Origin of the sequence: Metabacillus idriensis (assembly GCF_050483325.1) — a bacterium.
In the GTDB taxonomy this organism is placed as follows: domain Bacteria; phylum Bacillota; class Bacilli; order Bacillales; family Bacillaceae; genus Bacillus_P; species Bacillus_P idriensis_A.
The window spans coordinates 111,128-124,470 of sequence record NZ_JBCMYF010000006.1; the positions used below are offsets into that span (position 1 = coordinate 111,128).

A 13,343-nucleotide genomic window follows, 5' to 3' on the forward strand; every position below is an offset into this window, starting at 1 on the left:
GAAAAACAAAAGCAGGCGCTGATGGGCAGTGCCTGCTTTTTTCTGTTAACGCGGCATAGATGTCTTAAACTGGTATGACCTCAGGCTGCTTTGGTATAATATACACATCTGTTAGTGAAAGGGAGTAATCTAAATGAAAGAAATTTCGACAGAAGCATTACATAAGAAACTTAAAAGCGGCGAAACATTGAATCTTGTAGATGTGCGCGAGGATGACGAAGTAGAAGAAGGCATGATTCCAGAAGCGAAACACATTCGAATGGGAGAAATTCCGGAAAAGCTCGATGCATTTGATAAAGAAAAAGAATATATCATCATCTGCCGCTCAGGCGGACGCAGCGGAAATGTCTGCGCATACCTTGAGGACCAAGGCTATAAGGTTACAAATATGGCCGGCGGCATGCTTGACTGGAAGGGCGATGTAAAACGCAAAAGTGAATTAGGATAAAGATAAAGAAGGTCCCTGTTTAGAACAGGGATTTTTTTTGTCATTTGTTGAGCGAAAGATTGTTAGAACCCGTTTCTGGATAGTGAGCCGCCAATTTTTAGCGTAATCTTATAGGTTACTTGCCAGATTCGTATTTTTACTTGCCGGAATAGCTTCTTTACTGGCGAAAACCGGAGAAATACTTTCCGGACTGGAGAAAATACTTTCTTTTTTCCATAATACTCCCAGTAGACGGATAAGTTTGTTCATCACTCCATAAATGAAAACGCTATCATAAACTTAGCTCCGCCAAAATACAATAAAATAAGGAGGGATGTGATATGTCTGAATATCACAAGCTTGATGTAACGGACCGGGTGCTTGCAAGGCTCCATGGGGATTTCATGGAATTGTACATTGGAAAGGAGTATATCGGGAAGCTTGTCATAACTTCTGAGGGACGGGAATATGAATTAGAAAGCGGATTTGTAGTGGAAGAGGACAGGTTTTACCGGATTTATGAACGAAATTGCGAGCTTCAGCAGCAATATGCAGAGGGGTATGATATGGGATGGTGTTAAATGTACAAGGTAGCCGTTTTTGATAAGGAGCATGAAAAAGATCTTGAACGTGAAATTAACCACTTTTTAAAATCAATCTCAGACGAACAGCTTGTGGATATAAAGTATAACGTGGCAGCTGCCTGCAATGAAGATGGCGAGCAGCTTTATTGTTTTTCAGCGTTAGTTTTATACAGAACTTAAAAAAAGGAAGCAGCTACAGGATAGCCGCTTCCTTTACATATTCTGCGGCATTTTTGCCGGCGAGCCTGCCTGTAACGAGCGCAGATGTAATGTTGTATCCTCCTGTATATCCATGGATATCAAGGATTTCTCCGCAAAAATAGAGGCCATTCATCAATTTTGAAGCCATTTGTTTTGGGTGTATTTCTTTTACAGATACACCTCCGCCAGTCACGAAAGCTTTATCAATGGACAAGGTTCCATGTACGTTAAACTCGAACTGCTTGCAGTCTTGGGTAAAGCCGCGCAATTTCTCCATAGATAAGTTCGCAAACGTCACTTGCTGATCAATTCCGTTCCGCTCCAATAAAAAATGAAGATAACGTTCAGACAGAAAACCTTTTAATCCATTTTTAACGGCCTTTTTAGGTTCTGCTTTTAACAGCTTGACTGTTTGCTGGAACAATTCCTCTGCATGTACATCTGGAAAAGAATCAATGCTCATTGGAATGGAAGTTGTATTAAACTTTTTCATTGCTTTTACCACATACTGACTGCAGCGCAGGACAGCAGGGCCTGAGATGCCAAAGTGGGTGAAGATCATGTCCATTTGGTGGGTCTTGATAACTTTGCCTTTAGGGTTCTGAACACTTAATGCAACATTTCTGAGCGACAGACCCTGCAATGTTTTTTCCTGAATGAATGGTTCATTAGAAGTAATCGGCACTTCTGTAGGAAAAAGCTCTGTAATGGTATGACCGGCTTTTTCAGCCCATGCATAGCCATCCCCGGTGCTTCCTGTGTGGGGTACACTTTTGCCGCCAACTGCAATGACCACAGCGTTTGTGCTGATGTATTCTCCATTCTTTAAAAGAACTCCCGCAGTTTTTCCTTCTTTGTAATCCACTGTTTCAACAGGTTCATTTGTCCGGATCGTCACATGAAGTTTTTTCAGCTGATTAAGCAGCGCATCTACAACAGATTGGGCCTTATCTGTTACAGGAAACATCCTGCCGTGATCTTCTTCTTTAAGCTGTATGCCAAGCTTTTCAAAAAAACGAATGATATCTTCATTGCTGAATTCTGAAAAAGCACTATATAAAAAACGTCCATTTCCAGGGATATGCTTGACAATTTCATCGATTGGCAGCCGGTTCGTTACATTGCAGCGTCCGCCGCCTGAAATTGCGAGCTTTCTTCCAAGCTTATTTCCTTTATCCAGAAGGAGTACATCAGCACCTTGTTCTCCGGCAGCAATTGCCGCCATCAAACCAGAAGGTCCGCCTCCGATAATGACAACATCATATTTCATTTGCTCACAACCTTTTTCTTTCTATAAACCTTATTTCCTATCTTATTATAGCTGAATCAGGAAGAAATCAAAATACGGCCGGATGAGCCGTGCACAAACATTATTGTTATGGGAGTTTATTGTGTTAAAATAGAAAAGTTGAATCTTCAGAGAGAAATTGGTGATTTCATAAATGTCGAATAAATTATTAAGAGGGACGTTAGTTTTAACGCTCGGCACATATATTTCGAGAATATTAGGGATGATTTACATTATCCCGTTTTACGCGCTTGTCGGAAAAGACGGCGGTGCATTATATCAAATAGGATATGCACAGTATGCCGTATTCCTTGGAATTGCGACAATGGGTTTTCCCCAGGCGGTATCAAAATTTGTCTCCAAATATAATTCCATCGGAGATTACGCGACCAGCAGGAAAATGTTCAGAGTCGGCATTTCCGTTATGTTTGGAACGGGAGTTTTAGCTTTTGCCATTCTTTACTTTATGGCTCCTTTTTTAGCTGAAAGCTCGCTTGGTCAGAGAGAACTTGGAAATACCACGATAGATGATGCCGTTCTGGTTATTCGAATGGTCAGTCTTGCACTGATTGTTGTTCCAATCATGAGCTTAATCAGGGGATTCTTCCAAGGTCATCAGTCTATGGGACCGACTGCTGTATCTCAAGTCATTGAACAAATTGTAAGGATTGCTTTTTTGCTCGCATCAACCTACCTTGTGTTAAAAGTATTTAACGGAACACTTGTCACTGCTGTCGGGTATTCTACCTTTGCTGCATTTGTGGGAGCAATAGGCGGACTGCTGATTTTGTTTATTTATTGGCAAAAACGAAAACATACACTTGAGGCATTGAGGGAAAATGCTGTACCGTCTGCTGACATGCCGGCCGGCCGGATGTTTAAGGAGCTTTTCTCCTATGCAGGCCCATTTGTTTTTGTAGGACTTGCTATCCCTTTATATACGTACATCGATACAAATACCTTTAATAAGGCAATGGTTGCAGGCGGATTTGAAGAAATTTCAACGGACATTTTTTCAATTGTCACTTTATACTTGCCTAAACTTGTAATGATTCCTGTTTCACTTGCAACAGCTTTTGGGCTTACACTTGTTCCAACCATTACCAAGTCATTCACGAATAATAACATGACGCTTGTAAACCGGCAGATTGACCAGGCATTTCAGATTATCATTTTTCTGACACTGCCAGCGATTGTCGGCCTGATGATCCTTGCTGAGCCTGCATATATGGTGTTTTATGAAAATGACCCGGATGGGCCTGGTCTTCTCAGATGGTTTGCTCCCGTAGCCCTTCTTTTTTCATTTTTCACTGTTACTGCGGCTGTACTTCAAGGAATTAATAAGCAGAAGCTTGCAGTCATTTCACTTGCATTCGGTTTGATCATTAAGATTGCTGTAAATGCACCGATGATTGAAGCTTTTCAGGGCCTCGGTTCGATATTGGCGACTGCATTCGGATTTGGTGCATCTATCATATACAGCTTTGCCATGATTCACCGTCACGCTGGATATTCCTTTAAACTTCTATTTAAACGGACCGTTTTTATAGCGATACTCACAGCCTTTATGGCGCTTGTAGTTTCTGTATCTCAATCTATTTTGTCCATTTTTATAGATTATGCTGATGGCAAGCTGCAATCGGTTATGATTCTGCTGATTTCAATAGGTCTGGGAGCGGCAGCCTATTTGTATGCTGCCCACCGTTCACACTTGCTTGAAAAACTTCTTGGAAATCGTTTTTCATTTTTAAATCGAAAGAAGAAGGCTGCTGAATAAACAGCCTTCTTTTTTAAAGGCTCTTTTCTTAAGGATTGTTGCTTTGGCTAGAAGGTATAATCATAAGTGGTGCAGCGGAAGGAGCTTGACTTGCGGTTGATTCCACTTTTCAGTGCAAAAACTAAAATGGTGGAAACATAGCATGCGGTTGATTCCACTTTTCTGCGCAAAAACTAAAATGGTGGAAACATAGCATGCGGTTGATTCCACTTTTCTGCGCAAAAACTAAAATCGTGGAAACATAGCGTGCATTTGATTCTACTTTACTTCACAATAAACAAATTTATAAAGGGTAATCAATAATAACAATCTATACGAAATCAGTCTTTTTAAAAGATAACAAAGTATTAAATTTTGCGCTTCGATGGCGAGCGGAAACGCAGGCTTCTCGGCCAGAGCTAAACGGGCGCTTGCGCTTTTCTTAGTAGGAGGATCTTAATGAGAATAGATAAACTTTTATCAAATATCGGCTACGGCAGCCGAAAAGAAGTCAAACAGCTGTTAAAAACAGGTGCAGTAAAAGCTGATGGAGTCAGTATTAAAGATGCTAAGACGCATGTCGATCCTGCAGCGCAATTGATTACTGTACATGGAGAGACAGTAGAGTATAAGGAGCATGTTTATTTGATGCTGAATAAGCCGGGCGGCTATCTCTCGGCTACAGAGGATTCTGTTCAGGAAACCGTTATTGACCTGCTGGAAATGGAAGACGCGGTTTACAAGCCGTTTCCGGTAGGGCGCCTTGATAAAGATACGGAGGGGCTTCTGCTGCTTACGAATGATGGCCAGCTGTCACATCAGCTGCTGTCTCCCAAAAAACATGTACCCAAAACGTATTATGCAAAAATTCTCGGCAATGTGACTGAAGAGGATGCAGCAGCGTTTAAACAAGGTGTAGAGCTTGATGATGGATATGTAACAAAACCTGCATCCCTTGTCATTCTTTCAGCAGATGAGAAGTCGGAAATAAACATAACCATCACAGAGGGCAAATTTCATCAGGTAAAACGAATGTTTGAAGCTGTCGGAAAAAAAGTAACCTACTTAAAAAGAATCAGCATGGGACCGCTTTTGCTTGATGAAAATTTGGCATTAGGCGAGTACCGCGAGCTTACAGATGAAGAAGTGGAAGCCCTGCAAAATGCTAAAGCAGTTGAATTATAAACATAACCAGTTAAACAATCAGAAAAAAACCAGCCTTCTTGGCTGGTTTTTTATGTATACAAAACGTTTCGGTTTTCCATTGTTCAGTCTCTTCATTAAGAAGACATTTTTCTAACCTTCTTCTGTGTAATTGTCCATTTGCCTCGGCTTGGGCTCCGAACCAGGTCATTATACGCTAACACATTTAAATCTCTTTGAATGGTTCGTGGTGTAATACCAAATTCGTCGACAAGCTGCTGAGTTGTCACAGTACCTCTATCATGGATAAACATGTAGACAGATTTGATACGAGTTAGCATACGGTTTGTTGAAGGTTTCAAAAAACCACTCCTTATCATTTGATCGTACGGCATAGCCTACTACAACCTACGATGTCCCCTACTGCAGATGTTACTGTACTTATTTACATTATGAACGCTACAACAATATTTTACACGATTTCGACAGCTTCATACTAGTGAAATGCTCGAATTAACAAAATTTTTACATAGTTTTAATCTAATGACATAAAGTTAAAACGTATATATCATATTTTACTATATGTAGTTAATTCTGAATAGTATGACATTTTTATGTTTGGATAGAAAAAGCACCCATATTTTAGTATGGATGCTTTTTCTCAATATTATTAATGTCCCCCAAGGAAAACAAGCTGTATAAAGAATAAAACAGCAAAAATATAGACAAACAGATGAACTTCTTTCCATTTTCCCTTTGCTATTTTCATAAGGGGGTATGAAATGAATCCAAGTGCAATACCTGTTGCAATGCTTGATGTAAGCGGCATGCTGATGATAACGAGAAACGCCGGGAATGCTTCATCAATTTCATTCCAGTTAATCTTTGCAATATTGCCCATCATTAAGCTTCCAACAATAATTAAGGCTGGAGCGGTGATTGCGGCAATTCCGGATACGGCGCCGACAAGAGGGCTGAAGAACGCTGTTAATCCGAAGAGCACAGCAACTGTTAATGTAGTAAGCCCTGTTCGGCCGCCGGCTGCTACTCCTGCAGAGGATTCAATATAGGCTGTCGTAGGACTTGTTCCAAACATGGCTCCTACAGTAGTTGCTGCAGAATCGGCTAAAAGAGCTTTGCGAGCATTCGGCAGTTCATTGCCCTTCATTAACCCGGCCTGCTGTGCAACACCAATCATCGTGCCCGTTGTATCAAAGATTGTAACAAGCAGAAAAGAAAATACCACGGCATAAAGTCCATGCTGAATCACTTGTCCTATTGCTTCCGCAGGATTCAGGATAATAAATCCTTCCGGCAGGCTCGGCATAGAAACAAATCCTTCTTTAAAAGAAAGTTCACCAGTAAAGAAAGCGATAATGCCAGTAATGATCATCCCGAAAAAGAGGGCGCCATGTACATTCAAACTCATTAATACGAGTGTAACAGCAAGACCGGCAAGTGCCAGCATGACAGGCGGAGAAGTTAAATCTCCAAGCGTTACAAGGTTTTCCGGATGATCTGTTACAATTCCGGTTAAACGCAAACCGATAAAGGCGATAAAAAGACCGATTCCGGCGGTAATTCCATATTTTAAGTTAGCTGGAATAGCCTCAATCAATTTTTTCCGGAACGGAGTTAAAGATAAAATTAGAAATAGAATACCGGCTACAAATACGGAAGCAAATGCAATCTGGTAACTGACCTGGTGGCCACCGACAACGGAATAAGCAAAATATGCATTCAGTCCCATGCCTGGGGCGATGGCAATCGGATAATTCGCTGCAAGTGCCATCCATAACGTACCGACGACAGCAGCGATAATCGTTGCTGTAAACACCTGGTCAAAAGGGACACCAGCGTCTGCAAGGATAATAGGATTAACGACGACAATGTAAACCATAGTTAAAAACGTTGTAAGACCTGCCAACGTTTCTGTGCGCACTGTCGTTTGATTTTCTTTTAATTTAAACATGAGAGCCTCCAATTAACGAACGTTTTTACAAAACATTTATAATAATATTCGTTTTTAAGGTGAATTGCAAGAGTTATTCTTTTTATGCTTCTTTTAGTTTCTCCTATTGAAGCTTTCTTATGTCCGTATCCTTTGGTATCTTACTAGGTAAGGACCTATTGAAATAAATATGAAAAGGGGTTTTGAATATGGATTGGATGCAGGAAGTTTTAAGCAGAAAAGAAGATTTTATTAAAGACACACAAGAATTTTTGCGCATTAAAAGTTTGCTTGATAAAAAAACAGTCAAAGAAGGAGCTCCATTTGGAAAAGGAATTAATGAAGCTTTGACTCATATGCTTGAAAAAGGAGAAAAAGACGGATTTATTTCCAAGAATCTTGATGGCTATGCTGGGCACCTGGAAATGGGCCAAGGGGATGAGATCGTCGGCATTCTGTGTCACGTCGATGTTGTGCCAGAAGGTGACGGATGGAGCAGCGACCCTTTTGGTGCGGAGATAAGAGACGGGAAAATCTTTGCCCGCGGAGCTATTGATGATAAGGGACCGACGATGGCCGCTTATTATGCGATGAAGATTGTAAAAGACCTTGGACTGCCAATGAACAAAAGAGTCCGCATGATTCTTGGAACAGATGAAGAAAGTGACTGGGGATGTGTAGATCACTATTTTAAACATGAGGAAATGCCTGCACTAGGCTTTGCACCTGATGCAGATTTTCCGATTATTAATGCCGAAAAGGGAATTATCGATGCAAAGCTTACATACTACTTTGATAAAACACTAAGCGGCAAAGCCGGAACAAAACTTCTTTCTTTTCAATCAGGAAGGCGCTTTAATATGGTTCCGGATCATGCAGAAGCTCTGATTCAGTCTGAAGATGCAGAGGGGCTTAAAGAAAAATATAACAAGTACTTAAATCAATATGAAATTACAGGCAGCGCTTCTGAAGAAAATGGAGTGCTTACCCTTAAAGCTGAGGGTGTTTCAGCGCATGGGAGCTTGCCGCACACCGGCAAGAATGCGGGACTTCTGCTTTCCCTCTTCCTTGCAGATGAAGAATTGGATCATAACGGAAAAGGATTTATCAGACAAATTGTTGCCTTCTTCAGCAATGACACAAGCGGTGAGAAGCTTGGCATTCAATGTGAGGATGAAGTGAGCGGTCCGCTGACTGTTAATCTTGGCATCATTTCGTACGACAGTGAAAAATCAGGTGAGCTGGGTGTGAATATCCGCTATCCTGTAACAGGTGATCTTGAAAGGATTTCTGAAGGACTAAAATCAATCACCGAGTTTCAGCTGGCATCTTTTAGTGATTCAAAGCCTCATTATGTTGATGCTGAACATGAATTGATTCAAACTCTGAAAAAGGTATATGAGGATCAGACAGGTGACCGTGCTGAACTGATTGCAATTGGAGGCGGAACATATGCCCGTTCTCTGAAGGCTGGTGTGGCATTTGGACCGATGTTCCCGGGCAGACCTGATGTTGCTCATCAAAAAGATGAATATGTCATCATTGATGATTTGCTTAAAGCTACTGCCATATATGCACAAGCTATTTATGAATTGGCAAAATAATGTTAACGAATTCATCCTGTTGTGGTAGGATGGTTGAAGAAGCTTTTTGGCCGCTCTCTGTTACCAGAGGGCGGTTTTTCGGGGAGTTCTCTTTTAGGAACTCCTGCTTTATCAATAATTTGTTAGATAAGGTTATGTGTTCTAAATCCTGTTTTATAGTTGGACCTGAAGAAGGAACATGAAAGAAAGAAGGCTGCTGTTTTGGACTATTCATTGCAAAGAGAGCATCGTACAACGAGAGTTCATTTTTATTCATTTTATTTTTTAGTGTTTTTTGCTTTCGGTTCGCTGTTTCCGCTGCTTCCGGTTTATCTTAAAGACAGTGCAGGGCTTTCTGGAAGCCAGATTGGCATGATCATGAGCATCAGTCCTGTTGTCATGATTTTAATCCAGCCTTTATGGGGAATTTTAAGTGATATAACGCAAAAACCAACTGTTTTATTAACAATTTCACTTGCGATTGCAGGGATATTTGGACTTGTTTTTTCAATGATTGATACATATTTTTGGATGATTGCCATCGCTTTGCTCCTTGCGATTGTACAAAGTGCGCTGATTCCTTTATCAGACAGCATTTCAATGAATTACGTTCAAAAAACGAAAACGGAGTACGGTTCGATCCGGCTTTGGGGAGCGGTTGGATTTGCGGTTGCTGTTATGGCTGTCGGACAGCTTGCCGAGCTTTTTTCATTAAGCATGATCTTCTATGCGTTTGCCCTTATTTTATTTATTGCGGTGTTTTTCGCCTATCAGCTTCCTAATGAAAATAAAACAATGCAAATCAGCATCAGGGAAGGAATAAAAGAGCTTGCGAATGTGCCAAGGTATTTCATGTTTTTATTCGTTGCTTTTCTGGTGCTCGGACCAATCTTAGCGAACAATATATATTTTGGAATTTTTGTGGCGGAGCTTGGAGGGGGACTGACTGGAATTGGCATAGCCTTTCTTCTTGCTGCAGGCAGTGAAGCACCTTTTATGAAGTTCGCAAGCAGCTGGATCAATAGACTTGGGATGATGAACATTCTCATGATGGCAACTTTTATTTCTTGCATCAGATGGTTTTTGTACTTTTTTGAGCCACCGCTTGGAGTCGTTTATGTGACGACAATCGCTCAAGGATTTTCTGTCGGCTTGTTTATTCCGGCAGCCCTTCAGTATGTGAGAGATCTTGCGCCGATTTCTGTTGGGGCGACAGCCATTTCCCTTTATTCATCTGTTGGAAATGGTCTCGGAAACTGGTTTTGCACTTTTTTCGGAGGATTGATCTTAGAAGGTTTTTCGATTCTTTATGTGTATTTGTTTTTTGGAATCCTCTCATCCATCGCATTCCTTGTTTTAGCTATCATGAATATAAGAATGAGAAAAGCTGCTCCGGTTTAAGTGCCGGGCAGCTCTTTCTATTGCTTAGGAAATGATAAAAGTGAATTGGGCAGGATTGTGATTTCTTATCTGTCTGTCGGACTTAAACGGGCGATTCCGCTTTTCGGATTGTCTAGCTCCATCGCCCAGGTCCTCGGCCAGAACAAAATCCCCCAAAAAGTCAAACCCGGACTTTTCGGGTGATTTCTTATCTGTCTGTCGGACCTAACCGGGCGATTCCGCTTTTCGTTATTCCTGAAGAAATAAATCACTTGATAAGTAGCGCTCACCGGTGTCGCAGGCGATGCATATGACGACATCATCAGGAGTGAGGCGTTTTGCTACTTCGAGCGCAGCAAAACAGGCAGCGCCTGATGAAGGGCCGACCAATATGCCCTCTTCTGCGGCAAGGCGGCGAGTAATGTTGTATGCCTCGTCATCTTTAATTTTGAAAATTTCATCATAAACGCTTTGATTCAGAATTTCAGGGATGAATCCCGGACTGGTTCCTACAAGCTTATGCTTGCCGGGTTTCCCGCCCGACAGGACAGGAGATCCTGCTGGTTCAACAACGTGAACTGTAAGGTCAGGATAATGCTCTTTCAGCCTTTCGCCAGTTCCTGTAATGGTTCCGCCTGTACCGGCAGTCGCCACAAATGCGGACAGTTTTTTGCCAAGCTTGTCCATTGCACCAATGATTTCAGGCGCTGTGGATTTGCGGTGTGCATCTGAATTAGCTTCATTATCAAACTGCATTGGAACAAAGCTGTCCGGGATTTCTTTTGCCAGTTCGTTCGCTTTATTGATGGCACCCGGCATTTTCTCATCGCCTGGCGTCAATACGACTTTAGCGCCGTAGGCTTTTAATAGATTAATTCGTTCCTGTGTCATTGTATCGGGCATAACGAGAATGGCTTTATAGCCTCTCGCTGCGGCGTTCATTGCAAGCCCGATGCCGGTATTGCCTGAAGTCGGCTCAATAATCGTGGAGTTCTTATTTAAAAGACCTTGTTTTTCAGCCTCAATGATCATATTTAATGCGGCTCTGTCTTTTACACTTCCGCTCGGATTGAAAAACTCAAGCTTCAAATAGACGTCCGCTCCGTTTTCAGGGTTCAGCCGATTTAATTTTAATAAGGGAGTGCTGCCAATTAAATCTGCTATATTTTCAACTACACGCATTTCTCTCAGCTCCTTTATTTGATATGATAGCATATATTTTTTCAGCAGCCATCCAAAGCGCTTGATTATATTCTTGCCTGTATTTTTGATAAAATGAAAACTTAAGTAACTTTTGCGCTCTTGGCTAATTTCTGAAACCAATTAAGAACAGGAGTCTGAAAAATGACAATGACACATTTTTTTATAGGGATTTCACTTGAGGAAGCAATTGCGGAATCTATTTATAATCAAACGTCCCTTTTGAGGGAAGAAAAACAGTTTAAATCTTGGGTCCACCCCCTGGATTATCACCTTACACTGGCTTTTTTAGGGCATCCATCATCTGAAAATCAATTAAATCAGGTGAAGCAGGAGCTTGTGAATAACCTTGCAGGCTATCATTCCTTCAATCTGCAGATAACTGAATTTCAGACATTCGGGAGACCGCAGTCTCCAAGGATTTTATGGCTGGGAATAGAGGAATCAAAAAAACTTGCAGAGCTTCGCAGGGAGGTTTATCAGGTATGTCAGACTGCTGGTTTTAAACTGGACGAGCGTCCGTTTGCTCCTCATATTACAGTTGCAAGGAAATGGATCTCAGAAAAAGATTTCTTAAAACAGCTCATTCCTTCACCTGAAAAGCTGAGCTTTAAAGTGAGGGCTGTTGACCTTTTCGAGACAAAGCTTGCTGAAGTGCCTAAATATCATTCTATACACAACGTGACGCTGCGCTGAAATAAGGTTTGCCTGTCATCCTGTGTATCAACAAACGTAAAGCAGGGATAACGATGAAATGGATGAAAATAGTAATTCAAATTGCTTGTTTGTATTTTTTTTACCTGGCTGGAGTCTTTATACAGCAGAGTTTGCAGCTGTCTATGCCCGGGAGCATCATCGGCATGTTTCTTCTGTTTTTCTGCCTTTCTTTAAAGATCATCAGGCTGCCGCTTTTAAAAGCAGGAAGTTCTATGCTGTTAAGTCATTTATCACTGCTTTTTATACCGGCTACAGTCGGATTAATCGATCATTTTGATTTGTTCAGCGGGAAAGGAATCATCAGTGCGCTTGTCGCACTGTTCAGTACAGCGCTGGTTATGATTTCGTCCGCTGCCATCGGTCAGAGGCTTATGAATTCGGACGTGTCAGAAAAAAGAGGAGAAGTCTAATGTTTTTAGCAGTATTGTTCATAACTTTAACGATTGTTGTTTATGCAGCCATGAGGGAGCTCTATAAGAAGTATCCGCATCCTTTTCTTGTACCTATAGCTACGTGCACTTTTTTTATCATTCTTCTTTTGTTGGGTAGCGGAACGGATTACGCAGAATACATGAAAGGCGGCAAATGGATTGACGGGCTGCTTGGTCCTGCGGTTGTGGCTTTGGCTTATCCTTTATATGAAAGCCGGAGGATTCTGAAAAAATATGCTCTTGCGATTCTTGGAAGTGTTTTTGCAGGAAGCATCATTGGCATAGGCAGCGGAACGCTTCTTGCAGGAATTTTTCATGTGGATGAAGAGCTGATTTTATCTCTTGCGCCAAAATCAGTGACAAATCCGGTTGCAATGGATATTGCAGACATAATCGGAGGCATACCGGCGATTGCTGTCGTATATGTAGTCATCGCAGGGGTCTCAGGTGCCATGTTTGGGCCCTCTTTGCTGCAGCTTTTTGGCATTCATCATTCAGTAGCAAAAGGAATTGGACTTGGTGCGGCCTCACATGGAACCGGGACGGCCAGAGCACTGGAGCTTGGTGAGCTTGAAGGTGCCATCAGCTCGATTTCAATGACTTTATGCGCCATTTTTACAGCGATTATTTGCCCGCTGCTCGCACCATTTATATTAAATTTGCTTTGAGGAGTTGAAAAAAG

Annotated in this window: 14 protein-coding genes; 10 read left to right on the forward strand and 4 right to left on the reverse strand. The window is 41.6% G+C overall.

The genetic code is table 11. From position 1 onward, the window contains the following. The first annotated feature begins 133 nt into the window (after positions 1-133). The 3 genes from ABEQ24_RS03770 (at position 134) to ABEQ24_RS03780 (ending at position 1,191) form a co-directional block, all read left to right on the forward strand. On the forward strand, positions 134-448 hold the full coding sequence (locus ABEQ24_RS03770; protein WP_430005526.1) for a rhodanese-like domain-containing protein: 315 nt from the start codon (positions 134-136) through the stop codon (positions 446-448). Between the two features lie 320 nt (positions 449-768). Next, on the forward strand, positions 769-1,008 hold the full coding sequence (locus ABEQ24_RS03775; protein ID WP_133313465.1) for a DUF2553 family protein: 240 nt from the start codon (positions 769-771) through the stop codon (positions 1,006-1,008). Then, positions 1,009-1,191, forward strand: a complete 183-nt coding sequence (locus tag ABEQ24_RS03780; RefSeq protein ID WP_070876571.1) for a sporulation protein Cse60 — start codon at positions 1,009-1,011, stop codon at positions 1,189-1,191. 13 nt (positions 1,192-1,204) lie between these two features. Here the strand turns inward: ABEQ24_RS03780 and ABEQ24_RS03785 are convergent, their stop codons facing one another. Further along, a complete protein-coding gene (locus ABEQ24_RS03785) occupies positions 1,205-2,482 on the reverse strand; it encodes an NAD(P)/FAD-dependent oxidoreductase (RefSeq protein ID WP_430005527.1) in 1,278 nt (425 codons plus the stop codon). A 172-nt stretch (positions 2,483-2,654) separates the two neighbouring features. Here ABEQ24_RS03785 and ABEQ24_RS03790 point away from each other — a divergent pair, with 172 nt between their 5' ends. Together ABEQ24_RS03790 and ABEQ24_RS03795 are read left to right on the forward strand one after the other, a co-directional pair. After that, entirely contained in the window at positions 2,655-4,277 is a 1,623-nt protein-coding gene (locus tag ABEQ24_RS03790; protein ID WP_430005528.1) for a putative polysaccharide biosynthesis protein, read from the forward strand. Positions 4,278-4,715: 438 nt separating this feature from the next. Beyond that, complete coding sequence (locus ABEQ24_RS03795) at positions 4,716-5,441, forward strand: pseudouridine synthase (protein ID WP_430005529.1); 726 nt, start codon at positions 4,716-4,718, stop codon at positions 5,439-5,441. A 95-nt stretch (positions 5,442-5,536) separates the two neighbouring features. Here the strand turns inward: ABEQ24_RS03795 and ABEQ24_RS03800 are convergent, their stop codons facing one another. Both ABEQ24_RS03800 and ABEQ24_RS03805 read right to left on the reverse strand, forming a co-directional pair. Further along, a complete protein-coding gene (locus ABEQ24_RS03800; RefSeq protein ID WP_430005530.1) occupies positions 5,537-5,761 on the reverse strand; it encodes a DeoR family transcriptional regulator in 225 nt (74 codons plus the stop codon). A 308-nt stretch (positions 5,762-6,069) separates the two neighbouring features. Then, positions 6,070-7,371, reverse strand: coding sequence for an NCS2 family permease (locus tag ABEQ24_RS03805; RefSeq protein WP_430005531.1), 1,302 nt, complete (start codon positions 7,369-7,371; stop codon positions 6,070-6,072). 188 nt (positions 7,372-7,559) lie between these two features. Here ABEQ24_RS03805 and pepV point away from each other — a divergent pair, with 188 nt between their 5' ends. Together pepV and ABEQ24_RS03815 are read left to right on the forward strand one after the other, a co-directional pair. Next, entirely contained in the window at positions 7,560-8,954 is a 1,395-nt protein-coding gene (gene pepV, locus ABEQ24_RS03810) for a dipeptidase PepV (RefSeq protein WP_430005532.1), read from the forward strand. 201 nt (positions 8,955-9,155) lie between these two features. Next, positions 9,156-10,334 (forward strand): MFS transporter, encoded by a 1,179-nt coding sequence (locus ABEQ24_RS03815; protein WP_430005533.1) that lies wholly within the window; start codon positions 9,156-9,158, stop codon positions 10,332-10,334. 228 nt (positions 10,335-10,562) lie between these two features. Here ABEQ24_RS03815 and cysK read toward each other — a convergent pair whose 3' ends face one another. Then, complete coding sequence (gene cysK, locus ABEQ24_RS03820; RefSeq protein ID WP_430005534.1) at positions 10,563-11,495, reverse strand: cysteine synthase A; 933 nt, start codon at positions 11,493-11,495, stop codon at positions 10,563-10,565. A 162-nt stretch (positions 11,496-11,657) separates the two neighbouring features. Here cysK and thpR point away from each other — a divergent pair, with 162 nt between their 5' ends. Genes thpR through ABEQ24_RS03835 form a run of 3 tightly spaced genes read left to right on the forward strand, consistent with a single transcriptional unit; the run spans position 11,658 to position 13,329 of the window. After that, on the forward strand, positions 11,658-12,209 hold the full coding sequence (gene thpR / locus ABEQ24_RS03825; RefSeq protein ID WP_430005535.1) for an RNA 2',3'-cyclic phosphodiesterase: 552 nt from the start codon (positions 11,658-11,660) through the stop codon (positions 12,207-12,209). A gap of 53 nt (positions 12,210-12,262) precedes the next feature. Continuing rightward, the gene (locus ABEQ24_RS03830; protein ID WP_430005536.1) at positions 12,263-12,640 is read left to right on the forward strand and encodes a CidA/LrgA family holin-like protein; all 378 of its coding nucleotides are present in this window, start codon (positions 12,263-12,265) and stop codon (positions 12,638-12,640) included. Next, the gene (locus ABEQ24_RS03835; protein ID WP_430005537.1) at positions 12,640-13,329 is read left to right on the forward strand and encodes an LrgB family protein; all 690 of its coding nucleotides are present in this window, start codon (positions 12,640-12,642) and stop codon (positions 13,327-13,329) included. Before ABEQ24_RS03830 ends, ABEQ24_RS03835 begins: the two co-directional genes overlap by 1 nt. Positions 13,330-13,343 lie beyond the last annotated feature (14 nt).